The following is a 24,087-nucleotide window of genomic DNA, read 5'->3' on the forward strand; positions in this document are numbered from 1 at the left end:
ATGAAGCGAAGCGCTTGATTCTAAGGTGTTTTGGACTCGTAATAACTTGTGCGCCGTGGCGTAGAAATTCTAATGCATATTTCGGGTTTAACTTTCAATCTCTCTCAATTCCACTTTCACTGCTTGAGGAAGTGGGATAATGTTGCCTCCCACTTTTTCGGCAATATAATAGGTAATTTGGGCCCCAAATAAAAATATGACTACCGAATAATACACCCATACCAATAAGATGGCAAGGGAACCGGCAGCACCGTAAGCCGATCCAATATCACTATTTCCCAAATACAATCCGATAAGGTATTTACCCAAGGCAAACAAGAGCATGTTAATGATTGCCCCCATCCAAGTATCACGCCACCTAACCCTTGCATCAGGTAGTATTTTATACATCAAGGCAAAAATGACTACCAAAACAGCCTGTGTAATGGCATAATGAACTATGGCTACTGTATTCAGGTTAAGGTCGACCAAATAATCTTTAATGTACTGATTGATCACCACCAAAGCAGCATCCAAGATCAAAGAAATAATAAGGATAAATCCAATCGATGCCACCAATGAAAAACTCAATAGGCGATTAATGATAAATTTAAGGATGCCTTTTTCAGGTTTGGGTTTAATATGCCAAATGTGATTGATTGCATTTTGCAAACTAACAAAGACGGTGGTCGCGCTAAAAGCAAGGATAAAAATAGCAATCGTATTTGGAATTACACCCCTATCTTCCATGGAGAAATTTTTTAAAATTTCCTCAAGCGTAATTCTGCTCTCTTCTCCTCCCAATTCCTCAACCTGCACAAGCAACTCATCCTTCACTTCAGATTCTGCATAAAAAGTACCTCCTATATTCAAGATAATGATAAGTAAAGCAGGTAAACTAAAGATAGTATAAAATGCCGTACCAGCAGCTAAACCCATAGATTCACCAGAGGTGAAATCCTTGATACTATCGGATAATATTTGAAATACAGTAAGTTTTTTTATTCTTTTTATCATTTTTTACTCTCTTTCCCAAAGGTCATCCAGGCTATAAGGGCTTTGGGGACTGGTGAAAAAACTTCCATCTACAAACCTGTAGTTTATACCTATATCATTTAAGCTTGTCATTTCTTTCTCATTGAGCGCTACTTCCAAGGAAGCTAAATTTTGTGCAATTCTTTCCTTATTGACTGATTTGGGAATTACTGCAATATTTCTATGCCGGGTATAAGCTATCAAAATTTGTGCTGCACTGACTCCTTTATTATCGGCTATATCCAGAATGGTGGAATTATTAAGCAAACTGGGTTCATCTGCTTTTTTTATAGAGGCTGACCTATCAGAAGAACCCAAAGGAGAATAAGCGGTTAATAGTATACCATGTTCCTTACAGAAACCTACCAATTTATTTTGTTGAAGAAATGGATGAAGTTCAATTTGGTTCATTTCAGGAATTATGCTATTGTTATCTATGATTTCCTTCAATTTGGAAATGTTAAAATTAGAAACTCCTATGTGCCTTACCAAACCTATGTCAAGGCATTGTTCCATACCTTGCCAGGTTTGGCTTAATGGTACATCGCTGTAGGTATAAAATTCCTCTCTTGTCTGTGCAAAACCTACACCTGGCTTAAAACTAACCGGCCAGTGTATCAAATATAGGTCTAAATAATCCAGCCTAAGGTCTTTAAGTGTTTGGGCTAGTGCGAGCTCTACATCTTCTAGTCTATGTGCACTGTTCCATAACTTTGAGGTGATAAAAAGCTCTTCTCTTTTGACCCAATTATTTTTGAAAGCATAGTCTAAGGCTTTACCTACTTCTTTCTCATTGTCATATATAGCTGCACAATCAATGTGCCGGTAACCGGCTTCTATGGCCCATAATACTGCCTGATAAACTTCCCCAGGTTTAGATTTCCATGTGCCCAAACCAATCATCGGTAATTTATCTCCATTTCTAAATTCCAGAGTTTTCATACTTTTCAGATTTTTAAAGCAGGTTGCGTATTATTTGTGCCGTAACCTCTAACGTAAATTTACAAGCTTAAGTGAAGATTTTCTTACTGTTCAAACTTATATTTTTCGAGATAACGTTTGAATCGGTCCATTACCCACAGGTGTATCCTTGCCTGAGTATTTACGTAAACCAGCCAAGGTAGTCTGGGTACAAATTCATGAATAGCAGAAATCATATATTTCCCTCCCATTACTTCCCTGAATTCCAACCAGCCATAATCAAATCGTTTGACCAACCAACCTCCAGTAATATAAAACAACTGTCTCTTTACATCACTACGATCAGGAATCCATGTAAGTTGTAACATAGGCTTTGAACTTCTTAGAAGATAGAAACCTATATCTCCATTCTTATTTTCCTTGGCATTGATCAAAAAACTGAAAAAAGTGGGGAGCCAAACTTTGTACCGGTTTGCTACCCAAATGGCGCTTCTGTGTCTGGTATTGGGCAGGCGTTGAATACTTCTAACCGTATTCTTGACATCTTTATCTCTTTTGAATTGTGGAAGTTTTGGCAGACGTACACTTTCATCCAAAGCTTCTTTTGCACTTTGATCAAAATCCAAATAATCAGATTTTCTGTTACCAAAAGCGTGTTCTTCCGAAACCGTTAGCGTATGCTTGAGACTTTCCACCAATGGGGATACTAATTTAGCAGGTGTTTTTCCAAAGTAACTTACCCAAAGTTTAGATAGTCCAACTGAAAATATGGGAACGGAAAAAATCAATCTCTTTTTCCCCATAGCCCTGGCTGTTTTTTCCAACATTTCTTTATATGTAAGCACCTCTGGAGCACCTATTTCGAAGGCTTTATTAAACAATTCCTTATCTCCGAGACACTTATCCATAATTTCCAAAGTATCCTTCAGGGAAATAGCCTGTGTTTGAGAGAGTGTCCACTTTGGGCAAATCAACACAGGTAATCTTGCTATCAGGTTATGGATCATTTCAAAAGAAGAACCACCTGGGCCAACAATAATACCTGCTCTTAAACTGGTTACAGGAGTGCCTTTTGAACCCAGCGTTTTTTCTACTTCTAATCGACTCTGCAAATGCACAGAAATATTGTTTTCCCCAATTTCTTTTGGAAGGATACCACCAAGATAAAGGATCTGTTTAATCCCATTGGCCGCTGCTGCCCTGGCAAAATTATCAGCCAATAAAAGGTCTGTATCCTGAAAAGAACCTTGATTAAGCCGAGTGGATGCACTCATAGAGTGAATCAGATAAATGGCATAGTCTACGCCCTGTAAAACTTCCGAAGTAGAAGTAATGGAAAAAAGCTCCACTTTCCGCCACTCTACAGATGGTTCCGGGTTATTGATGGCCTCACTTCTACTTAAGGCTATAATATGATACTTATCCTTAAAATGCTGGATAAACCATCTTCCTATGTAGCCCCCGGCTCCTGCTATGGCTATTGTCTTTTTCAATCAATGAACCGTTTGATAACTTGATATAACAGCTTCAGCGGCTTTCCTGCCTGCTGTCATGGCAGCGTTAATAGAGCCATTGAGCATATAGTCTCCTGCCAAAAACACCCCGTCACTCACTTTTGTATTGCCTGCAGCAAGGGAGTAAGCCATATCATCTACATCTGGTAAGGCATTTTCAATAATATAAGTCTTCACATGTTCAAAAAATTCAGCACTGATTTTGGTCAAAGCGGACAGTTCAATCGCTACCAGCTTGGCCAATTTATCATCCACTTCTACTGGCTTGGTGATAGACACGGAAAGCAGCGCTTTGTTATTTTGGGAATAGGCAGAACTTACATCTGTCATAAACACCAAGTTATTGATCAAAAACTGATCATCAGTAACCAGGGCAATTTTAGGTTGGGCAATAAAAGAATGTTCAATTGAAAAATACATGTTTACTACTTTCCTAGAAGGCTTAAACTGTCCTTGAAGTTGTGGTAAAATTCGATCAGGCCGGGAAGCAATAATGATACTGTCAGCCTCCAGAACATCTCCAGAGCTCAGGTATATTTTACCATACTCGACTTGCTTGACGGGAGTATTTAATCGGATTTGACTTTTGGTCAATTTCTCTTTTAACTGTTCTGGTATCGCTTGCATACCCTTTTCAGGGACAGCTGCAAATCCTTGGGAAAACATCTTAAATACGAACTTAAACATTCTCGAGGAAGTACTCAGCTCATTTTCAAGAAAAATACCTCGGAAAAAAGGCTTAAAAAAATTATTGATGATTTTGTCCGAAAAACCATAATCTTTGAGAAATTGGAAGGTTGTGGTTGATTTTTCAGAAAATATTTCCTCCTCTGTCTTTTGCTTTAGTGACTGGGTCAATTGATAGATTTTAATTTTATCGAATAGTGAGCCTACAGGTGAAAAAGCCATGCTTAATGTTTGACCAGGATTTCTTAAGGGATCACTGATACTGAATGCATCTCCGGGTTTTAAAATAAGGGCACCTGGTTCAAAATTCTTCAAATGTAAGGCTTCGTAATCCAAGTACCTTTGGGCCTCAGGATAAGCAGTCAATAATACCTGGAATCCTCTATCCAGTAAAAAGCCCTTAAACTCATCCGTTCTAACCCTACCTCCTACGCCATCTGAAGCTTCAAGGATGATAGGGCTAAACCCTGCCCTTTCCAGTTCGTAAGCAGCGATTAAACCTGAAATCCCCGCTCCTATGATATAAATCGTTTGTTCTTTCTTCATAAAACTTAGGTATAACAATTAGACCAAATCCACCATAAATTGTTTCGTATCGGTTTTAAATATTCTCATTTCACTGACCAATTACAATTCAAATAAAGTGAATCCTGTAAAATTGATTTTAGAAATTGCCAATAAACCATAATTTACATAAAAAAAATTCCATGAGACTTAATCCATTCATTCATTTCCTGATTTTAACTGTTTTTTCCATACCTGTTCTTTATGCGCAAGGGACATACTTTCCTGAAGCTGGTGAATGGCAGGAAAAAACTCCCCAGGAATTGGGCATACATACACAAAAACTCCAGGAAGCCATTTCATTTGCCATTCAGGAAGAAAGTGAAGCAGCTAAAAACCTGAAAATGGCCCATTATCAAAGTGCCTTTGGAAGGGAGCCTTTTGGCTACCCCATCGGGCCAATGAAAAACCGTGGAGAAGCTACGGGTCTGATTATCTACAAAGGTTATGTTGTGGGTAAGTGGGGAGATCCCCACAGGGTAGATCTTACTTTCAGTGTTGCAAAAAGCATTCTATCTACCACAGTGGGTTTGGCTTATGACAAAGGGCTGATAAAAAGTGAAAAAGACTTAGTATATCCTTACATGGCACCGATCATACCTTATGACCCTCATAAACAATTAATGAATAAAGCAGACCATTTGTATGAAGAGGATATTTTTGAATTGTTTGCTACCGATCACAATAAAAAGATTACTTGGGAGCACCTGTTGAGACAAACTTCTGATTGGGAGGGCAGCCTTTGGGGAAAGCCGGACTGGGCAGATAGGCCCCAGGGTAATTCATCAACGTGGCTGACAAGAACTAGGCATGAACCTGGCACGGTGTATAAATACAATGATACCCGTGTGAACGTTTTGGCATTGGCCATATTGAATGTCTGGAGAAAACCTCTTCCACAAGTTTTAAAAGAACATATCATGGATGAAATTGGGGCCAGCCCAACGTGGAGATGGACAGGATATGAGAATTCATATATTGTCTTAGACGGACAGGTTGTACAATCTGTAAGCGGGGGTTCCCACTGGGGAGGTGGATTATTTATAAGCGCTTATGACCAAGCACGGTTTGGCTACCTTACACTTCATCAAGGGAAATGGAATGGCAAACAATTGATATCAGAAGAATGGATAAACAAATCCAGGACGCCTACTTCAGTTCAAAGCAATTATGGTTTCATGAATTATTTTCTCAACACTGAACGTAAAGAAATTCCAGCAGCACCTGAATCTGCTTTTTTTCATTTAGGTGCAGGTACCAATATGGTCTATGTAGATGAAGAAAACGACTTAATCATCGTGACCCGTTGGATCAAAAATGAGAAAAAGGCCGACTTGGTTAAATTGGTTCTTGAAAGCCTACCTAAATAATTGAACGCTATTCAATATCTTTTACACAGCGGAATCCTATGTTAGAGGTTCCGCTGTCGTATGCCTGACTTTGACGGGCAGATGGTCTATAATTGATACAATAGTCATCAGCACATAGAAAAGATCCTCCTTTGATTACTTTTTCCAGAGCAAATGGGTTGGAGGGATTATAGCACAAATTTATACTGGAATCCAGCGCCGGGGCATCTCCTGCAATGCGGGCAAATGAAATGGCATCATACCAATCAGAGGTCAGTTCCCAAACATTACCAATCATATCATACAATCCGAAATCGTTTGGCGAAAAACTTTTTACAGGTGCTGTTCCTTCAAATCCGTCTTCCGCTACATTCTGATGTGGAAACTTCCCCTGAAAGGTATTGGCCATAAAGACACCCCCTGGCTTGAACGCTTCACCCCAGGCATATCGTTCATGCACCCTTCCGCCTTTGGCTGCATATTCCCATTCTGTTTCTGTAGGGAGTCTTTTCCCAGCCCAGGTAGCGTAAGCTACGGCATCCTCATAGGCTATATGAACTACGGGATGGTCCTCCCTTCCTTTAATACTACTTCCTGGACCTTCAGGGTTTTTCCAATTGGCTCCTGTAACCCACTTCCACCATTGGCTGATATCATTTAAAGCTACAGGTTGGGAAGGTGGGTCAAAGACCAAAGAGCCCGGTTGCAGGAGTTCATCATCAGGTTTAGACGTATCCGGCGGTAACTGTAACCTTAATTCTTCCCAATCTATGGCACGCTCGGCCACCGTCACATAGCTGGTAGCTTGGATAAATTCTGCAAACTGCGCATTGGTTACTTCAGTTTCATCCATCCAAAACCCTTTCACTTTTTTTTTCACTGCTGGCCTTTCTACTGCATAGGATTCCATTTCATTGGTACCCATGTAAAATTCTCCTCCAGGGATCCAAACCATGCCTTGGGGTTTAAGTGCTTCTGATGGGACAGCCTCTTCTTCTAAGTCCTGCCTATCTGAGCTTTTACAGGAAACAAATACCAGTGGCATGGACAATATACTCCAGTATAAAAATATTCTGACTAATGATCTATTGAATTCTCTTCTATGCACTTTTCAAAAGGGTTAATTTAAATTTCATATTCTCAACGCTAAAGCAATTATTTGGGAAAAGGAGCGGTAATTCTATCCTTTACTATTTCTTTTAATGACTCTCCTATCAATATCAAACTACCAAAAAGCAGTAGTATGTCTTTAATGATGTGCAAATAAATTAGCGTCCAGCTTACGTTTGCTGACAGATCTGTGACAATCAAAACGATTGATGATGCAAGAAAAAACAACAAAGTGCCTATTCCTCCTATCAATCCGGTCTTGGCATTCCTATAATGCAAAAGTGATAGTCCTGGAATGACCACCAAATAAGCCATCAACAAAGCCATCCATAAGTTTTCTTTATCAAACTTAAAGGATAAAAGTACTACTGACCACATATACAGAGCAATGCCTATCCTCAAGAGCATTTTCCCAAAAAAATCTACTTTGACTAGCTTATTGACCATCTATTTATTTTTTCCTTAAATCTATGAAAAAATATGGGCACAAAAAAAGCGGCCTTGGCCGCTTCTGTACTGAAGTCAAATCCTTCTATGCTTCCTGGGAAGCTGTAGTAGCATGTAACTTACCCAATTCCTGGTCTATGGTCCATAGACCTACACCGGCCTCACCAATAATTTCAAATAATTCCACTGCTCTTCTGGCCAGTGTTTCTTCTTCTCTTTGTTCGGTTACATACCATTGCATAAAACTGAAAGTCGCAAAGTCCTTGGCTGAAAATGCATGGTCTACGATTGCATTAATGGACTTTGTGACCTGAATTTCATGTTCTAGAATCAATTCAAATACTTCTCTCAATGAGTTGAAATGATGCCTAATTCCTGTAATTTCGGGTTGGATGGCATGTCCTCCTGCTTCATTGATGTAGTGGAATATCTTCATCATATGCATGCGTTCTTCATCTGCATGGGTATACAGGTATTTGGCCGCATTCTCATAGCCCATCATTTGACACCAAGAAGCCATTGACAGATAATATGCGGAAGATTTACCTTCCATTTCTATCTGTTGGTTCAGAAGCTTTTCAGTATCATGAAGCAGAGAACGTTTCAAAGTGACGATTTCTTTACTTTTCATTTCCATATTTCAAATTTAATTTTGACTAAGTCTATATCTCCAAATTAGGAAAAATCGGCTACAATAACCTAACGAAATTAACTATATCCTAGATAAAAAGTTAGTAAAAGCCATTTATGCCACCAAATTTGGAATTGGTATAAGTTAATTTCTAAAGAAGGATTAGCTTCCTTTTTTGAATTGAAGCTTTTGGTGGTGGGATGCACAAATGTTTTTTATGCTTCATGCAGATCCATACAAAAATATTATATTGAAAATTCTTTGTTGTAATAACCTTTAAACCTTTATCCAAAATGACCTCTCGAAGAAAATTTATCCAAACAAGCCTACTGGCTGGCGCAGGAATCAGCATTCCAGGAATTGTGGAAGCCGAAAGCCTTCGAAATCTGGCCAGAAAAGTGGCCCCATCAGACCAACTTAACTTTGCTGTTATTGGATGCAAAGGTATGGGTTGGTCCAATATGAATGCACACTTAAAAATCCCCAATGTAAACTGTGTCGCCTTGGCTGACATTGACCAAAGTGTACTTGACCAACGCTCAGCAGATGTAGATCAGCTTAGGGGCAAAAAACCCAAGCTTTACAAAGACTACAGAAAATTGTTGGAAGACAAAGATATTGATGTCGTAATTGTTGGGACACCTGACCATTGGCACTGCCTGAATATGGTGGACAGTCTATCTGCTGGAAAGCATGTTTATGTAGAAAAACCCATTGCCAATACCATAGAAGAATGCAATTTGATGGTTAAAGCAAAACAGCGATATGGAAAAATGGTACAGGTTGGGCAATGGCAAAGAAGCGGTTCCCAATATGCGGAAGCCATTGATTATGTACGGTCCGGAAAATTGGGACAGATCCGACTGGTAAAGACTTGGGCTTATCAGGGATGGATGAAACCAGTTCCTGTCATGCCTGATGGACCTGTTCCAAATGGTGTCGATTACGCTATGTGGTTAGGTCCTGCTCCCAAACGTCCATTTAACACCAACCGGTTTCATTTTAATTTTCGATGGTTTTGGGATTATGCCGGGGGATTAATGACAGATTGGGGAGTACATGAAATAGACATTGCCCTTTATGCGATGGGCGTCACTGCACCAAAGTCAGTAATGGCCTCTGGCGGTAAATTTGCCTATCCTGATGATGCTTCAGAAACGCCTGATACATTACAGACTGTTTATGAGTATGATGGGTTTAATATGCTTTGGGAGCATGCTACGGGCATCGATGGCGGTAATTATGGAACCACAGAAGGAATCGCCTTCATTGGTAACAATGGTACATTGGTTGTAAACAGAGGAGGATGGCGTGTCATTCCTGAAACCGAAAACAAAGATGGTCAGCGCATCAATAAATTGGAGGAAGTTTCATTAATCCGACCTAGTGGCAATGCCTTGGAGTTGCATGCCCAGGGTTTTGTAGATGCCATCATGCAAAATGACCCAACTAAGCTGACCTGTGGTATTGAAACCGGTAGTATAGCTGCCATCAATGCCCAAATGGGAAATATTGCCTATAAAACTGGTAAAAAAATCTATTGGGATGCTGGAAAAGGACAATTTACAGATGCGGATGCGAATGCACTGATGAAAGCAGAGTACCACAATGGATGGAACCTACCAAAAGTATGATTGAAAATACCTTATTGAAAAAAGCACAAAGCGCAATACTTTGTGCTTTTTTTATTCAAAAGCTTAAAATCACCAATCATTCTCTCTTTTGACAAAAGGCCATTCATTTTTGAGAATACTGTAAAATATCGTATCTCTTCTCCTACCTTTGGTCATCAAAGTATGGCTTCTTAGTACCCCCTCTTCTATGGCATTAATGTTCTTCAATGCTTTTCTTGCCTGCAGATTTAGTACATCAGTTTTAAATTCTACCCTTTCAAGTTCCATGAATTCAAATGCATAAGTAAGCATTAGTTTTTTCATAGTCTGATTATGACCTATTGATTGATAAGGTTTTCCAAGCCAGGTCCAGCCAATTTCTATTCTTTTATCTCTTTCTGAATAGTTACCAAAAGCCGTGGTACCAATCAATTGATGTCCGGATTTTTCCATAGCAACCAATTGTAACCTTTGTTTTTCAAAGGCTGGCTTAAGCCAAGCATTAAATTCTTCTGACTGACTCAGGTCATAGGTAAAGAATTTCCAAAGTTCAGGAGAAGAAGTCAGTTCCGATAATTTGTTAACATCAGTTACTTCAACCGGTCTCAAAAGTAATTGATCGTCTTCCAGCAAGAGGTTGAAATCCAATCTCATCAGCCCAGGGTTTCCAATAATGCTTGATTAAAGAATGCAACTTCCTCAATTGTTCCCGTGCTAATCCTGCACCAATCGTCCAAAGGAGGAAAAGGCCTTCCGATGATGACCCCTTTAGACAACATTACTTCGGCTAATTTTCTGACATCTTGTTTGGCATGAAAGAACACAAAATTAGCCTGGGAGGGAAGATATTCGAGTTGTAGTTGATCCAAGGTAGCCTCAATCATTTTTCTGGCTTCCAAATTTTTATTTAAGCTAAATTGGTAAAAATCATCATCTTCCAGTGCGGCCTTCCCGGCTACTATTGCCATCATATTGGTATTGGCCACCACCCTTTCATTCAACTTGGCAGCTATTTCAGGTTTGGCCACCATATAGCCCAACCGAATACCTGCCAGACCATAAACTTTGGATAGTGTCCTGGAAACAATAACGTTCTTTCCTTTTTTCACCAAATCGACCATAGAGGGGTAATCGGGATCCTCTATATAATCGTAGTAGGCCTCATCACTGAATACCATGGTTTTTTCGCTGACTGTTTCACAGAAATCCAATACCTTCTTGGCAGGGAGCAATTTACCGGTAGGGTTATTGGGATTACAGAGAAATACTAATTTGGTCTTTGCCGTGATACGCTTTTCAATTTCTTCTAGGTCATAATCCAGATTCTTATCCAATGGAACCCAATTGATATCAGCACCCCAAATTTTCGCATATTCCATCATGGACAAAAAGGTGGGCAAACCTGAAATGATCTCATCCCCCCTTCCGGCAAAAGTGATTCCCGTAATTTTAAGCCCCTCTGTTGAGCCAGCTACCAAAACAATGTGATCCGGTGTGACACCCTCCTTTTGGGCTATCATTTCGCGCAATGGGGCATTGTAAGCCCATGGATACCTGCAGCCCATGTCAAAATTATCCCTCATAGCTTTTCTTACAGCATCCGAAGGGCCATATGGATTCTCATTGGAACCCAAACGGATGGGGGTATCGAAAGGTCTTGGATTGAATTTTTTAATTTCCTCTGCAGATAATTTTCCGATAGAGGCAGCACCTGTAAGCATGGTTATGCTTCCTAAAAGCGAAGCACTTTTTAACCAATCTCTTCTGGAAAGACTCATAGTATATATCAATTTTCCAAAATCTACTAAGTATTGGGCTTTTATCAAAGTCAAATATTCCCTTGTCCCTACAATTTTTTAAAATTTCCATAAATGCGGTAAATTTTACCAAATTGTAAATTCACATGTTATTGATGAATAAATAATTATGTTTTTTAAAATTTTATTCTTAAATTTTAGTGTATCTGATAATTTCCAAAACTAAAGTAACCACTATGAAAAAGATCATTTCAACCATTGCTGCCATTATGGTCACTGTAGCCATAACCTTTGGCCAAGAGACCCGATACTTGGTTTTTGAGTTCATTAAGGTGGAGTCCAATCAGACCTACGATTTTATGGCCCATAAAGAGTTTATGGAAAAAATTTACCAAGGTGCTATAAATGATAAAAAAATCATTGGCTGGGACCTTTGGTCGCTGCAATCAGGAGCCGATCCCAGTGAGTTTCAATATATCGCTGTCACCTATTATAATAACCCTGTATCCATGATGAGCGGATTAGATGAGCAGGATTTGGTGAAATATGCCATGATAGCCTATCCTCATATGAATGAAAATCAGGTAAAACAAAAATTAGAGGCTGCTAACAACTGTATGGACCTTGCGCAGCGATCCTATATGCAGCAAATAGCTACATCTCAGGACAGTTTTCAGTTTAGAAGGGGAACATTGGCCTCCTTTGACCTCATGAAGGCGGTAGAGGGTAAATTTCAGGAATATGAAAAAAGCTGAAAAAGAAGTTTTCCTTCCCATTCACCAAAGCCGGATAAATAAGGGCTTAATGGGACACTGGAGTCTTCTGAGGACAGCCCTACCTTTTGGAAGTGAAGCAAAATCTACCCATTTAACTATGAACGTCTACAAGGATTATTTACAGTTTTTTAATGCCCAGGAATATGAAGATTTGGAATCCACCTCAGAACAGAGGGCTGCTGTAGAAAAGGGGTTAAAATCGCGTGATCAGAAATGGGTATATTTGGCTACTTTAGAGAATGCAGTTCGATAAAAAAAGGGGAAGCTAATTTGAGCATCCCCCTTCTTTTTTACCAGGCAATTCCGTAATCCTCACCATGGTTACTTGACCCTCCCCAGAAACTGCTATGTTTCCAGTCAAACCAAATGGCATTCAAGGGGCCTGAAGTTCTTTCGAGAAAATTCATTTTATATCCCCTATTTTTAAGGTCATTCCTTACCCAGGCCGGAACTGCTGAATTGAGGGTAATTGAACCTGGTTTGGATTCATGCGCCCCAAAAGAAGACTGCATTTGATAACTGTGAATGTTAGCGGCTTCGGAGGCTTCCTGTACCGTCATACCAAACTCAACCATGTTAAGAAAGAGTTGTAACAAATCCTGATCCTGCGTATCTCCTCCCTGCACTGCAAAAGATAAGAAAGGCTTACCATCTTTCAAGGCCATACTTGGCGTCAGCGTTACCCTTGGTCTTTTCCCGGGCTCAAGTAAATTGAAAGGGTTTAGCGCTTCATCCAACACGAAGCTTTGCATTCTTTGGCTTAAGCCAATACCTGTATTCCCGGCAATTACTGCTGGAATCCAACCACCTGATGGGGTGATGGAAACCACCCATCCATCCTTATCAGCTGCTTGAATGGAAGTAGTGCCAGACTGAAACTGCTTTAGGAATGGGTCATCAGGTCCCTGAATAGGGAGCTCAGGCTGGTAATAGGCTAAATCATTCTTTCTCTTTTCGAGTAAGTGAAGAAATGGGTTTTTTTCATTCTGAAAAGGATAAGGGTCCCCTGGTCCCATTTCCGGATCATTTTTCTCTTGAATGAGTTTGGCTCTTTGCTTGGCATATTCTTTGGACAGCAATCCTTTCATAGGACTTTTAGGACTGAAATCCGGATCACCATAGTAAAAGTCCCTATCAGCAAAAGCCAGGTTCATCGCCTGATAAACCGTATTGATGTAATTGGCCGAATTGTAACCCATTGACTTAAGGTCAAAATTTTCCAGGATATTTAAAGTTTGCAGAAGCACGGGTCCTTGTGTCCATTCCTGCAACTTATAGACCTCTATTCCCTTGTAATTGGTACTCAAAGGCTCCTCAATTTTGACCTTCCATTTGGACAAATCCTCCATAGTGAACAACCCACCCTGTTCCCGGGTACCCCTTACGATTTCCTCTGCAATATCTCCTTTATAAAAACGATCATAGGCTTCATAAATAGCCTCTTTTCTTGTTTTACCTGCTGCAAGCGCCGCTTTTTCAGTATCTACGAGTTTCTTTAAAGTCTGATATAAATCCTCCTGAACAAAAATCTCTCCTGCATGTGGGGCTTCACGTTCTTCGCCCAAATGTGGCAAAAAAACCTTTTTTGAATGGGGCCAACCCTTGATCAAATCCTTTCTGTTTTCAATCATATTGGCGGTTTGCGCTTCAATTGGGTATCCTTTAGCCATTTCCATGGCAGGTGCAAGTACCTGCTCCAGACTCATGGTACCGTACTCTGCCAGCATGGTCATTAAACCACCTGGAGTTCCTGGAGTTGTCGCCGCCAATGGTCCAAATTCAGGTGGATATTGCATATCTTTCTCTTTAAAAAAATCAACGGTTGCACCCGTTGGTGCTATTCCCATTGCGTTGATAGCGATAACTTTTTGGGTATGAGGGTTATAAATTAAGGCTTGTGTTTCACCTCCCCAACTCAGAACATCCCACATGGTACAGACAGCAGCCAACATGGCGCAGGAGGCATCTATGGCATTCCCTCCTTGAGAAAATATCATGGCTCCTGCAGTCGCACCAAGCGGCTTACCCGTTATTGCCATCCAATGTTTACCGTGTAGCGGGGGCTTTTGGGTAGTTTGAGCACCGAGTGAAGCAGATAAACAACAAATTAAGAAAATAAAGGCAGTTTTTTTCATAAATTAATTGTCAATAAGTTTAGGAATAAGCGGTTCATAGCCATCAAACATACTGTTATAGAATGTAAAGACATTAAAATATCCAGCTGGCTGTTTGATATTTACAGCATTTTCTTTTACGAAATTCTCAATTTCCTCTGCCTTATCACCAAAAATTTTATAAAACTTCTTCTTTTGTTTAGGAATGGCAATTACCTCCTTTTCCTTAAGATAATAGTACGTATTTCGCTTTACAATTTCATCATTTCGTTGCCCGATCATCAATGCTTCATTGTAATTGGACTGCTTGATGGTAGCAATAGTTCTTCGTAACAAAGGAAGTTGTCCTTCAACCAATACTTCAAAAAAACCTGAAATGGGAGAGCCATCCTCCTTAAAGTCCATTCCATTGACGAAATATCTTGGCACATTATGTTCACTGTCTATCCAAACTAAATTTTGCACCCTAAGTCCAGGCAAAACCGTAACCTGATCGGCTTCTGCATCCCTTAATTCAAAATTATTTGAACTGATATTATATCGTACAAAATACCCTTCCATCAACTCATTGTCCCTGTACAGCAAAACAGAAGCCTTATTCCATTTTGGATCAAGGTAATAATTACCATATAATCGTTTAGGCTCTGGGGGGATACCAAAAACCTGATTACCACCAATGAAATTTGGCCTTTTGGAAAAAAGCTCGGCAATATTCGTTGCTCGGATGGTTTTCTGCAAGGCCAGGTCTTCTGGGTTTTCATATCCCATAGGAAACAAGGTTATGACCCCTAAATCCAAATCACCTTTTACATTGATTTGTGCCTGATAAGATTGATAACCAGAAATATTGATGTTTAATATAAATCTATCGTTGTATACATTCGCAATATTAAATGTACCTGCATCCCTGGAAACAGCAGAAAAGGCCGTTTCTCTTAGGGTAACCACAGCACCATTAATAAATTGATCTGATAGCCCATCTTTCAAAACACCTTTGATTTGGTACAATTCCTGGGCATAGTTAGGAAATGCAGAAAATAAAATAAAACCCACAAGAAGGAATGGTCGCTTCAAGCGCTTCATTAAAATAATCATATGGTAATTACATGAAATTATTATATTTGTTTGATTATAGCATGCTGCAATTTTGGCAGTATTGCGTAATATAACCCATTTAAAACCGCTTTAAAAAAACATGTCCCTATTTTTTCTGTATCTTATGAGTGGATTTTATGTATTTGCCGGACTCATGCATTTCATAAAACCCAAAATGTACGTCAAAATTATTCCGCCATTTTTTCCTCAACCAAAAATCCTTAACTTGCTGTCCGGCGCTTTAGAAATTATTTTTGGTATAGGTCTCTTATTTGAATCTTACAGGTCAGTCTCGGCCTGGGGCATTGTATTGCTTTTGATAGCTGTATTTCCTGCAAATATATACATGTACCAAAAAGGTGTAAGAGGAATTCCCAACTGGTTATTGTTACTTAGATTGCCCTTACAATTCGTTCTCATAGCCTGGGCTATGTATTATACTTAATTTATGGAAACAAATAATTTCGATCGATTTAATTTCGAAAATGAACTGGCAGAAGGTTTAGATGCCATGGGTTTTGAAAAACCCACACCCATTCAAGAATCAGCCATTCCAGTAATCATGGAAGGGCGTGACATCATCGCCTGCGCACAAACAGGCACAGGTAAAACGGCTGCTTTTATCCTACCTGTTTTGAATAAAATAGCCAAGTCAGGTTCAACAGGCTTAAATACTCTTATACTTGCCCCGACCAGAGAATTAGCGATCCAAATAGATCAACAAATTCAGGGTTTCGCTTATTTCTTGGGAATCAGTTCAATTTCTGTTTATGGTGGTGGAGATGGTATCGTTTGGGAGCAACAGAAAAAGGCATTGGAAACGGGAACGGAGATCATTGTGGCCACACCGGGCAGATTGATTGCTTTGTTATCCAGTGGCAAAATAGAATTCAATAAAATACAGCATCTGATTTTGGATGAAGCAGACAGGATGTTGGACATGGGTTTTTCGGATGACATTATAAAAATCGTCAATTACTTACCCAAAAAGAGACAGACCATTTTATTTTCTGCTACCATGCCTCCAAAAATCAGGCAGTTTTCCAAAAAACTACTCCATGAGCCGGAAGAAATCAGCCTGGCCATAGGTAAAACTGCCGAAGGGGTAACCCAAGGTGCTTATTTGGTTTACGACCACCAAAAAGAAGACCTTGTCAGACATATTCTTTCACAAAAGCCCTATGAAGCTGTCATTATTTTTGCCTCCACTAAGGAAAAGGTAAAAAGCCTATTTAAGGTGATTAAAAAATCATTTGATGTGGAATCCTTCCATTCTGACCTGGACCAGGTAGAAAGGGAGCAAATCATGTCCAGGTTCAAGAATAGAACATTAAAAATCCTCATTGGGACAGACATCATATCCAGGGGAATAGATGTGGTAGGCATTGAATTGGTAATCAATTTTGATACCCCGAACGATCCGGAAGATTATGTTCATCGGGTGGGAAGAACCGCAAGGGCAGACAGTAAAGGAGAGGCCATCACTTTTATCAATGACAAGGACAGATACAAGTTCAGAAGAATTGAAGAGTTGATAGGCATAGAAGTACCCAAACTGCCATTGCCAGAAGGTTTTGAAGCTGGACCTGAGTACCAAAAGTCCACTTCTTCAAATAAACCAAAACATTCAAAGAAAAACTTCAAATCTAAAAAAGGACCAAACAAGTCCCAATCAAGCCCTCAAAAAAAGGAAAGGTCTTCAGAAGAGAGAAAACCCCAACATCAGGAAGCAGAGAGAAAAAGCAGTCCTTCCAAATTTGGGAAAAGAGCAAATGTGACCAAGAATCAGGAATAAGACTTTCCATCGAGATTAAAACCACCTTGGGTTTTTAATTTTAGCACCTCTTTTGGTCACATAATAGCCAATGGAAAACTCATGTGAATTGGTCCTGAAGTTTTCCAATGCGTTTAGGTTTTTATCATACGCATAGCCTAACCTCAGGTCACTGGTAACAAAAATTTCCAAAAGAAATGCCATCGCAGTCCTACTGTTCAGCATGGAACTGGAATCAGTGATGAATCGGGTATTGCCGCGATAACTCGCCCCAAGCCATATCCGGTCTACAAACAGAAACATGCCATTGACATCAAAACTTGTGGGTGCTCCCTTGACTTCTTTAATCAAGAAACTGGGTTTAAACTCAATTCTGTCATTGATTGGTAAAATAGCCCCTGCAGTGATGAAATAATGGATATCATGAAATGAAAGTGCCATATCTTCCTGCTCCAATGACCTCCTGCCCACCAAATTAAAGGCACTAATACCTGCATAGAACTGATCAGAATAAAAAAACAATCCCGTATTCATATTTGGCGTGAACATCACTTGGGAATCATTAAATAAATCAGGATCAAGTGGGTCTTTTGGATTAAGCATACTTTCATCAATGAAATATTGACTTGCTCCGGCACCGACTCCCAAACTCAAATAGCTGTTTTCACCTGTCTGAATGCGATGGGCATAGGAAATGAGTCCTGATGTCGTCCTATTTGCCCCAATTTGGTCATTTAAAAATGTCACCCCAAAACCGGCCAATCCATCATTGAGGCTAAAATCACCGGTCAATGAAAAAGTTTGGGGGGCACCTGGAAGATTTACCCATTGATTTCTATAGGTGCTTTGAATATAGCCTTGATTTTTATAGCCGGCGTAAGCGGGGTTAATGGTCAAACCATTGAAAATATATTGACTGAATTGAGGAAGCTGTTGGGTAAAAGCATCCTTAGGAACCAACCCCAAGCACAAAAAGAAAATAAGCAAATGACAAAAATACTTTTTCATAAATCAAACCCTCACTTTTTAATCACTTGTATCCATCCTTTAAATTCCTGCTTTTGACCTTGCCTATCTTCCCCTCTAAATAAGTAGAAGTAGGTACCTGCCACCAATCCTGGGGCATCCCAATCATTTTGATAATTTTCAGTTTTGAAAATATGGTCCCCAAACCTGTTGAAAATGACGATATCATTTTTGACAAATTTATCTATACCCACAATTTCGAAGGTATCGTTAAAGCCATTGCCATTGGGAGTGATGACATTGGGGATAAAGAAAGGATTAATGGCATTGATGTCGGTAGCGCTGTTATTTTCTGTGTTCAATTCAGGCTCTTCTGCTGCCACTGTAACATTATTAATGATAGGAATTGGCCTGGTGCTGTTATTATTTTCAGCCAATACGCTTAATCTGATATCTACTGATGCCTTGGCAGGTAAAAGTGGGAGATTCCACACCAATTTGTTTTCCTGCCTGTCAAAATTGACCTCCAAAGTTGAAATTGAACTAATTACTTCTTGGGACTCGAAAACAATTCCTTCAGGAAGCAGATCTTCCACCCTCACATTAGAGGCATCAGCCACACTTAAATTTGAAACCCTGATGAAATAATCAAACACCTCCAAACCCCATATTGCTATATCATTAGAAGTTTTCTCTATGGCAAGGTCCACTTCCCCTACTGCAATAACATTCACGAAAGCCATATCACAATTGTCGGGATCAGACACATCGCATATCCTGTACATAAGTATGTATTCACCAGAAGGAGTGTTGGGAGCTAAAGTAATAGAAGCATCTTCATTCAGGGTCAATTCCGGACTTCCACTGATATAGGTCAAAAGGATGTCTGATAATTTAACCGGTAATCCATTAATGGAATCATTTTCAAGGACATTTCCGAAGGTAGCTCCTGAGATACCGTTAAATGGTCCATAATTATCATCGTTGGCTTTAATAGAAGAAACATTGACAACAATGGTAACCGTGGCCGCATCACATACTGTAGGATCCTGGGAAGAACAAATGGTATAAACTAATTTATAGGTGCCTGCCTCTGTATTCGGAGCCACATCCACACTTCCATCAGGATTCAGCACCACTTTGGATGCTGGGTTATTTTCCGAATCCACAAATAAAATTGGTTCCATAACTGGGCTTTCCCCAACCAATAAGACCACTTCTTCTGATTTGATTGGATTTCCATTGAGCAAGTCATTGTCAAATACATTGATCACATTACTTGCACCGGTAATCCCCGGAACCTGTTGGACTTGATCATCATTTGCTTCAATCACTATAACCTCGTTCTCAACCATGACCCTTACCAAGGCCGAATCACAATTGGCGGGGTCTGCTCCATTCTCACAAATGGAATACTGAACTTCATAAGCACCGTTGCTAACGTCCCCTACGATGACATTTCCAGTAACAGGATCAATAGTGACTTCTGGGTCAGAGGGAGTGATACCGGTAATACTTACCTGCTGCAAGGTTACGGGCTCCCCATTAAAAGTATCCGGTCCATTACCATTGTCTTCCAAAACATTAGCTGCTATGGCATTATTGGATGTACTAATGACTGTATCATCATTGGCAATTACCATGTTTTGAACAATAACAGTTACTGTCGCTATGGCGCAATTGCTTTCCGGAGATTCCGTTCCTATTTCACAGATGCTATAGTTAATGATATACTGTCCACTGCTCACATTACCCACTCTAATGGTTCCAGAAGCAGAATCGATAGTGACCTCAGGGTGAGTAGTGCTCATTGAAGCTATTTTGACCTGAGTCAAAGTGGCAGGGGCAGCATTAAAAGTATCTGGTCCATTACCATTATCCTCCAAAACATTTCCTGCATTGGGATTATTTGGAGCTCCAATGATGAAATCATCTTTAGCTTCAATGGAGTTTTGGACCTCCACTGTTACAGTGGCTGTAGAACAATTACTTTCTGGAGTCTCTGTACCTTTTTCACAAATCGTGTAGGTAATGGTGTAAATCCCACTTGGAACAGCTCCAATACTAATCTTTCCAGTTTCACTCTCAACAGTCACCAAAGGATTTTGAGGTGTCACAGACTGAATAAGGACTTTATCTAAACTGGCAGTTTCTCCATTGAATAGGTCCTCTCCATTACCATTATTTTCAAATATATTTCCAGCAGATGGGTTGTTGGAGGTACTGCTTATCTCATCATCATTGGCTAGGATAGGATTTAATACTTCTACAGTAACCATTGCTGATGAACAATTGGAATTTGGCGTATCCGTACCTTTTTCACAAATCGTATAGGCAATGGTGTATATACCACTAGGAACATCCCCAACAGTAATGTTTCCAGTTTCAGTATCAACGGTTACCAATGGACTTGATGGACTTACGGATACAATGTTTACATTATCGATACCTGCTGGTTCTCCTCCTAGTAAATCTTCACCATTTCCATTATCCAGAAAAATATTGCCCGCATTAGAATTCTTTCCACTACTGCTTATGAAATCATCATTGGCCATGATTTCCCTTAGAACAACAACTGTCACTGTAGCAGTAGAACAATTTGAATTTTCCGGATCTGTTCCTTTCTCACAAATGGTGTATTCCAGCGTGAAGGTCCCCACAGAAACGCCCCCAAGAGAAATATTTCCACTATTGAAATCAATGCTTATCAGAGGGTTGGAAGAAACCACATTAGTAATGCTAACCTGCTCGATGCCTATTGCCTCGCCATTGATGGTATCTTCCCCATTTCCATTGTCAGCAAATATATTTCCTGCTTCAGGATTATTGGCTAGGCTTTTAATATGATCATCATTGGCTTGAATCACATTCTGGATTTCAACAGTCACTACCGCAGAGGAACAATTTGAATTCGGGGTGTCAGTACCTTCCTCACAGATGGTGTATTCAATGGTGTAAATACCACTGGGGACAGCACCTACAATAATATCTCCTGTTTCAAAGTCAACAGTAACCAAAGCATTGGAAGAACTTAAAGCAGTGATATTTACATCACTAATAGAGATTCCATTTCCATTGATTAAATCGTTGCTTAAAATATTTCCGGCATTCAAATTATTAGCGGTACTCACAATGGCCAGATCATTGGCCTCAATTAAGTTGGCAGGTCCAGCTGAAATGGAAGAGGTGTTATTTTCCAGGTTAGGATCATTTGAAGTAGGAGAAATTTCTGCCGTGCTGAAATAATCCCCCGTCTCATCCACAATCACCTGTATGTTTAATGTCGCTGTGTGGTTATAAGCCAATGCACCGATATTCCAAATGCCTGTAAAACTGTTATAACTACCTAAAGAAGCGGTGGCATTTACTACCACATAACCAGAACCCAATGTTTCTTTTACCTGAACGCCGGTAGCACTCAAAGGTCCATTATTAATGGCTGTTGTGGTAATGGTAATCATTTCACCACGGTTCGGAACAGGGTTATTGACCGCTTTTTTTACACTTAGGTCAATAGATGAAGTCCTGATTAAAAACACTTTCCCATCTCCATGGTTATTTGAAGCTCCTACATACCTTACACCGGAAATATAAGCGCCCAAAGGAGCCACTTCATCCAGTCTGAACAGTGCAACTCCAATATTCCCATCATTGGCGTTAACTCTTCCTGACCTCCAATAATCTGCCCCAACAGCAGGGGGGCCAAATGAATCTCCAAAAATGGAAGGTCCCGGCCTGGCAAAAAACCTTCTCAAAACTACTTCAGGCCCTCCAAAATACTCCGATCCCAAAACTTCAACATAGATACAGCTATTACCGTTTCTTGTAGTAATTGCAATGATGCCTTCCTCATTGACAATTTGCAGCTGATCATAATATAATGATTGTACCTGGGCATCCGTGGTCAATGCCAAGTCAAAATCACTACAGAAGTTTCGTCCATTGCCTTCAGACTCAAAAATGAAATTTAAGTTGGCACTGGAAAAAGCAGCTAAGGCATTGGCATTCCAAGTTGGACTGTCACTCGCTTTTTCAATTAAAACACCATTTTCATTTAATCTATTTTGAATGTGCCCACTATTTCCTAAACGGGTAAGCTCGTACCTGTCCGGAAACGAAAATTGATCAAATACCTTATCGTCCACCGTGATGGATACCAAGTTGGCCGGTGAAGAAGAGGTGGCTTGGGGACCATCCCATTGGAAGGTGACCCCTGAGATGATACTCGGAGGTTGTGTTTGGGCATTTGAGGATATGACTAAAAAAGGAATAAAAATTAGGATGCAAAATTTTACCTTAAGCTCTAAAGCAATAATTTGCCAAATTTTTCCTTTTAAAAAAAAGTTCGATAAAATCATTTTGATTACTTGTACAAATATTCCGTCTACTAGAATCAGAAAAATATGGTATAAATGTAATAATATTTTATTTATTTAATAAAAATTAGAAATTAAAAATTTTTCATTTAAAAATTGTCTATTTTTCGAAAGTATCTTCTGTTATGTTTTTTGTAATTAATAATCACTTTTTTAGATTTTATATGTTTCTTTGAAAAAAAATACCTCATCAAGAAATGTAACTTACCACCTCTTTTTAATCAAAAAATAGGAAGTTTAGATCATTTTGTGTCAAGTGCGGGATATCAGTGTAATTAAATTGATTATCGAAAAAGGATTTTAATAAATGCGAAATCGCCATTTAAATTTTGTTATCCAGCACTTTTGCCCCTTTGATATGTCGCATTTTAAGGTCCAACAAAGCTTCATTTGCTTTTTCAAAAGGGTAAATTTCTACTTCAGGTTTAATAGGGACTTTAGCAGCTAAGTCCAAAAATTCTTCCACATCTTTTCTACAGATATTGGCCACAGATTTGATTTCTTTTTCCATCCATAGTTGCTTTTCATAGTTGAGCTTCAGCCACTCCTCTTGATCTGAAGATTCCTTTCTGATGGCATTGATGACCAATCTTCCTCCTGGCCTCAGGTGTGACAAAGCACTTAAAACAGTTTTCCAAACTGGTGTAGTGTCAATTACAGCATGTAATGATTGGGAAGGTGCTGCTTCTACATCCCCAGCCCAATCTGCACCCAGTTCAAGGGCAAATTTTTGCTCCTCTTTACTGCGGGCAAAAACAAAAATCGACGATTTGGGATAGAGGTATTTGGCCATTTTAAGCACCAGATGGCCAGAGGCTCCAAAACCCGTAAGTCCCAAAAATTGACCATTGGTCAATCCTGTTAACATGAGCGACCTATAACCTATTGCTCCCGCGCAAAGCAAAGGGGCAATTTCAAAATCACTCAATGTTGGAGGTAACAAAAACGCAAAATGCTCATCGATTAGCATGTATTCTGCATAACCTCCGTGGGCATCTCTGCCTGTGGCCTTAAAGGAAGAACAAAGGTTTTCCATGCCATTTAAGCAATATTCACAGTCCCCACATGCTGAAAAAATCCAGGCCACTCCTACCCTGTCTCCGATTTTGAACCTATAAGAATTTTCACCTTTTTGAGTTACGGTACCGACAACTTGATGACCGGGAACCACTGGATATACAGGAGGTGCTGTCCTACCTTCAATCTCATCAAGCTCTGTATGGCAAATTCCACAACAAGAGACCTTAATCAAAACCTGATATCCCTTGGGTACTGGAAGCAGAATTTCTCCCAATACCAAGGGACAATTGGTTTGTGACAAATCCGAAACGCCATTGAGTAACCAAGCCTTCATTATGGGAACAACTATTGAAAGCTTA

The 24,087-nt window shown here is 39.7% G+C and carries 21 protein-coding genes; 7 read left to right on the forward strand and 14 right to left on the reverse strand.

The annotated features are described in order from the left end of the window. Positions 1-87 precede the first annotated feature (87 nt). The 4 genes from B879_RS02215 to B879_RS02230 all read right to left on the reverse strand — a co-directional run bounded on the left by B879_RS02215 (position 88) and on the right by B879_RS02230 (position 4,682). On the reverse strand, positions 88-996 hold the full coding sequence (locus B879_RS02215; RefSeq protein WP_009183503.1) for a YihY/virulence factor BrkB family protein: 909 nt from the start codon (positions 994-996) through the stop codon (positions 88-90). Between the two features lie 3 nt (positions 997-999). Then, positions 1,000-1,956, reverse strand: a complete 957-nt coding sequence (locus B879_RS02220) for an aldo/keto reductase (protein ID WP_009183504.1) — start codon at positions 1,954-1,956, stop codon at positions 1,000-1,002. Positions 1,957-2,039: 83 nt separating this feature from the next. Then, positions 2,040-3,428 (reverse strand): NmrA family NAD(P)-binding protein, encoded by a 1,389-nt coding sequence (locus tag B879_RS02225; protein WP_009183505.1) that lies wholly within the window; start codon positions 3,426-3,428, stop codon positions 2,040-2,042. Beyond that, complete coding sequence (locus B879_RS02230) at positions 3,429-4,682, reverse strand: NAD(P)/FAD-dependent oxidoreductase (RefSeq protein ID WP_009183506.1); 1,254 nt, start codon at positions 4,680-4,682, stop codon at positions 3,429-3,431. A 161-nt stretch (positions 4,683-4,843) separates the two neighbouring features. Here B879_RS02230 and B879_RS02235 point away from each other — a divergent pair, with 161 nt between their 5' ends. Continuing rightward, a complete protein-coding gene (locus B879_RS02235; RefSeq protein ID WP_009183507.1) occupies positions 4,844-6,070 on the forward strand; it encodes a serine hydrolase domain-containing protein in 1,227 nt (408 codons plus the stop codon). Between the two features lie 7 nt (positions 6,071-6,077). On the opposite strand, the gene B879_RS02240 is transcribed toward B879_RS02235, so the two are convergent. The 3 genes from B879_RS02240 to B879_RS02250 form a co-directional block, all read right to left on the reverse strand. Next, the gene (locus tag B879_RS02240; RefSeq protein WP_009183508.1) at positions 6,078-7,157 is read right to left on the reverse strand and encodes a formylglycine-generating enzyme family protein; all 1,080 of its coding nucleotides are present in this window, start codon (positions 7,155-7,157) and stop codon (positions 6,078-6,080) included. A gap of 47 nt (positions 7,158-7,204) precedes the next feature. After that, a complete protein-coding gene (locus B879_RS02245; RefSeq protein WP_009183509.1) occupies positions 7,205-7,606 on the reverse strand; it encodes a hypothetical protein in 402 nt (133 codons plus the stop codon). Positions 7,607-7,691: 85 nt separating this feature from the next. Further along, the gene (locus B879_RS02250; protein WP_202949567.1) at positions 7,692-8,237 is read right to left on the reverse strand and encodes a ferritin; all 546 of its coding nucleotides are present in this window, start codon (positions 8,235-8,237) and stop codon (positions 7,692-7,694) included. A gap of 293 nt (positions 8,238-8,530) precedes the next feature. Here B879_RS02250 and B879_RS02255 point away from each other — a divergent pair, with 293 nt between their 5' ends. Next, positions 8,531-9,871, forward strand: a complete 1,341-nt coding sequence (locus B879_RS02255; RefSeq protein WP_009183511.1) for a Gfo/Idh/MocA family protein — start codon at positions 8,531-8,533, stop codon at positions 9,869-9,871. Between the two features lie 69 nt (positions 9,872-9,940). On the opposite strand, the gene B879_RS02260 is transcribed toward B879_RS02255, so the two are convergent. Then, entirely contained in the window at positions 9,941-10,504 is a 564-nt protein-coding gene (locus B879_RS02260; protein ID WP_009183512.1) for a GNAT family N-acetyltransferase, read from the reverse strand. After that, on the reverse strand, positions 10,504-11,628 hold the full coding sequence (locus B879_RS02265; RefSeq protein WP_009183513.1) for a pyridoxal phosphate-dependent aminotransferase: 1,125 nt from the start codon (positions 11,626-11,628) through the stop codon (positions 10,504-10,506). The genes B879_RS02260 and B879_RS02265 overlap by 1 nt, the downstream gene beginning before the upstream one ends. Before the next feature lie 215 nt (positions 11,629-11,843). Between B879_RS02265 and B879_RS02270 the strand changes: the two genes are divergently transcribed. Both B879_RS02270 and B879_RS23115 read left to right on the forward strand, forming a co-directional pair. Continuing rightward, positions 11,844-12,362 (forward strand): hypothetical protein, encoded by a 519-nt coding sequence (locus tag B879_RS02270; protein WP_009183514.1) that lies wholly within the window; start codon positions 11,844-11,846, stop codon positions 12,360-12,362. After that, entirely contained in the window at positions 12,349-12,636 is a 288-nt protein-coding gene (locus tag B879_RS23115; protein WP_009183515.1) for a hypothetical protein, read from the forward strand. The genes B879_RS02270 and B879_RS23115 overlap by 14 nt, the downstream gene beginning before the upstream one ends. Positions 12,637-12,673: 37 nt before the next feature. On the opposite strand, the gene B879_RS02275 is transcribed toward B879_RS23115, so the two are convergent. Next, positions 12,674-14,518: a gamma-glutamyltransferase family protein gene (locus B879_RS02275; RefSeq protein WP_009183516.1), complete on the reverse strand. Its 1,845-nt coding sequence runs from the start codon at positions 14,516-14,518 to the stop codon at positions 12,674-12,676. Positions 14,519-14,521: 3 nt separating this feature from the next. Then, a complete protein-coding gene (locus B879_RS02280) occupies positions 14,522-15,580 on the reverse strand; it encodes a carboxypeptidase-like regulatory domain-containing protein (protein WP_202949572.1) in 1,059 nt (352 codons plus the stop codon). Positions 15,581-15,716: 136 nt separating this feature from the next. Between B879_RS02280 and B879_RS23680 the strand changes: the two genes are divergently transcribed. Both B879_RS23680 and B879_RS02290 read left to right on the forward strand, forming a co-directional pair. Further along, a complete protein-coding gene (locus tag B879_RS23680) occupies positions 15,717-16,037 on the forward strand; it encodes a DoxX family protein (RefSeq protein WP_497706783.1) in 321 nt (106 codons plus the stop codon). A 3-nt stretch (positions 16,038-16,040) separates the two neighbouring features. Beyond that, positions 16,041-17,387: a DEAD/DEAH box helicase gene (locus B879_RS02290; RefSeq protein ID WP_009183519.1), complete on the forward strand. Its 1,347-nt coding sequence runs from the start codon at positions 16,041-16,043 to the stop codon at positions 17,385-17,387. Positions 17,388-17,402: 15 nt separating this feature from the next. On the opposite strand, the gene B879_RS02295 is transcribed toward B879_RS02290, so the two are convergent. Together B879_RS02295 and B879_RS21715 are read right to left on the reverse strand one after the other, a co-directional pair. Next, entirely contained in the window at positions 17,403-18,374 is a 972-nt protein-coding gene (locus tag B879_RS02295; RefSeq protein ID WP_009183520.1) for a PorP/SprF family type IX secretion system membrane protein, read from the reverse strand. 11 nt (positions 18,375-18,385) lie between these two features. Beyond that, positions 18,386-22,492, reverse strand: coding sequence for a T9SS type B sorting domain-containing protein (locus B879_RS21715; RefSeq protein WP_162136883.1), 4,107 nt, complete (start codon positions 22,490-22,492; stop codon positions 18,386-18,388). Between B879_RS21715 and B879_RS22815 the strand changes: the two genes are divergently transcribed. Beyond that, a complete protein-coding gene (locus tag B879_RS22815) occupies positions 22,482-22,769 on the forward strand; it encodes a hypothetical protein (RefSeq protein WP_162136884.1) in 288 nt (95 codons plus the stop codon). The genes B879_RS21715 and B879_RS22815 overlap by 11 nt on opposite strands. Before the next feature lie 261 nt (positions 22,770-23,030). Here B879_RS22815 and B879_RS02305 read toward each other — a convergent pair whose 3' ends face one another. After that, the gene (locus tag B879_RS02305) at positions 23,031-24,062 is read right to left on the reverse strand and encodes a zinc-dependent alcohol dehydrogenase family protein (protein WP_009183522.1); all 1,032 of its coding nucleotides are present in this window, start codon (positions 24,060-24,062) and stop codon (positions 23,031-23,033) included. Positions 24,063-24,087: the final 25 nt, after the last annotated feature.

Origin of the sequence: Cecembia lonarensis LW9, assembly GCF_000298295.1 — a bacterium.
GTDB classification, from domain to species: domain Bacteria; phylum Bacteroidota; class Bacteroidia; order Cytophagales; family Cyclobacteriaceae; genus Cecembia; species Cecembia lonarensis.

Excerpts from the sequence above, each read along its gene's own strand:
- B879_RS02215 (WP_009183503.1), bottom strand. The coding sequence starts at position 996 with ATGATAAAAAGAATAAAAAAACTTACTGTATTTCAAATATTATCCGAT.
- B879_RS02220 (WP_009183504.1), bottom strand. The coding sequence starts at position 1,956 with ATGAAAACTCTGGAATTTAGAAATGGAGATAAATTACCGATGATTGGT.
- B879_RS02230 (WP_009183506.1), bottom strand. The coding sequence starts at position 4,682 with ATGAAGAAAGAACAAACGATTTATATCATAGGAGCGGGGATTTCAGGT.
- B879_RS02235 (WP_009183507.1), top strand. The coding sequence starts at position 4,844 with ATGAGACTTAATCCATTCATTCATTTCCTGATTTTAACTGTTTTTTCC.
- B879_RS02245 (WP_009183509.1), bottom strand. The coding sequence starts at position 7,606 with ATGGTCAATAAGCTAGTCAAAGTAGATTTTTTTGGGAAAATGCTCTTG.
- B879_RS02250 (WP_202949567.1), bottom strand. The coding sequence starts at position 8,237 with ATGAAAAGTAAAGAAATCGTCACTTTGAAACGTTCTCTGCTTCATGAT.
- B879_RS02255 (WP_009183511.1), top strand. The coding sequence starts at position 8,531 with ATGACCTCTCGAAGAAAATTTATCCAAACAAGCCTACTGGCTGGCGCA.
- B879_RS02260 (WP_009183512.1), bottom strand. The coding sequence starts at position 10,504 with ATGAGATTGGATTTCAACCTCTTGCTGGAAGACGATCAATTACTTTTG.
- B879_RS02265 (WP_009183513.1), bottom strand. The coding sequence starts at position 11,628 with ATGAGTCTTTCCAGAAGAGATTGGTTAAAAAGTGCTTCGCTTTTAGGA.
- B879_RS02270 (WP_009183514.1), top strand. The coding sequence starts at position 11,844 with ATGAAAAAGATCATTTCAACCATTGCTGCCATTATGGTCACTGTAGCC.
- B879_RS23115 (WP_009183515.1), top strand. The coding sequence starts at position 12,349 with ATGAAAAAAGCTGAAAAAGAAGTTTTCCTTCCCATTCACCAAAGCCGG.
- B879_RS02275 (WP_009183516.1), bottom strand. The coding sequence starts at position 14,518 with ATGAAAAAAACTGCCTTTATTTTCTTAATTTGTTGTTTATCTGCTTCA.
- B879_RS02280 (WP_202949572.1), bottom strand. The coding sequence starts at position 15,580 with ATGAAGCGCTTGAAGCGACCATTCCTTCTTGTGGGTTTTATTTTATTT.
- B879_RS23680 (WP_497706783.1), top strand. The coding sequence starts at position 15,717 with ATGAGTGGATTTTATGTATTTGCCGGACTCATGCATTTCATAAAACCC.
- B879_RS02290 (WP_009183519.1), top strand. The coding sequence starts at position 16,041 with ATGGAAACAAATAATTTCGATCGATTTAATTTCGAAAATGAACTGGCA.
- B879_RS02295 (WP_009183520.1), bottom strand. The coding sequence starts at position 18,374 with ATGAAAAAGTATTTTTGTCATTTGCTTATTTTCTTTTTGTGCTTGGGG.
- B879_RS22815 (WP_162136884.1), top strand. The coding sequence starts at position 22,482 with ATGGATACCAAGTTGGCCGGTGAAGAAGAGGTGGCTTGGGGACCATCC.
- B879_RS02305 (WP_009183522.1), bottom strand. The coding sequence starts at position 24,062 with ATGAAGGCTTGGTTACTCAATGGCGTTTCGGATTTGTCACAAACCAAT.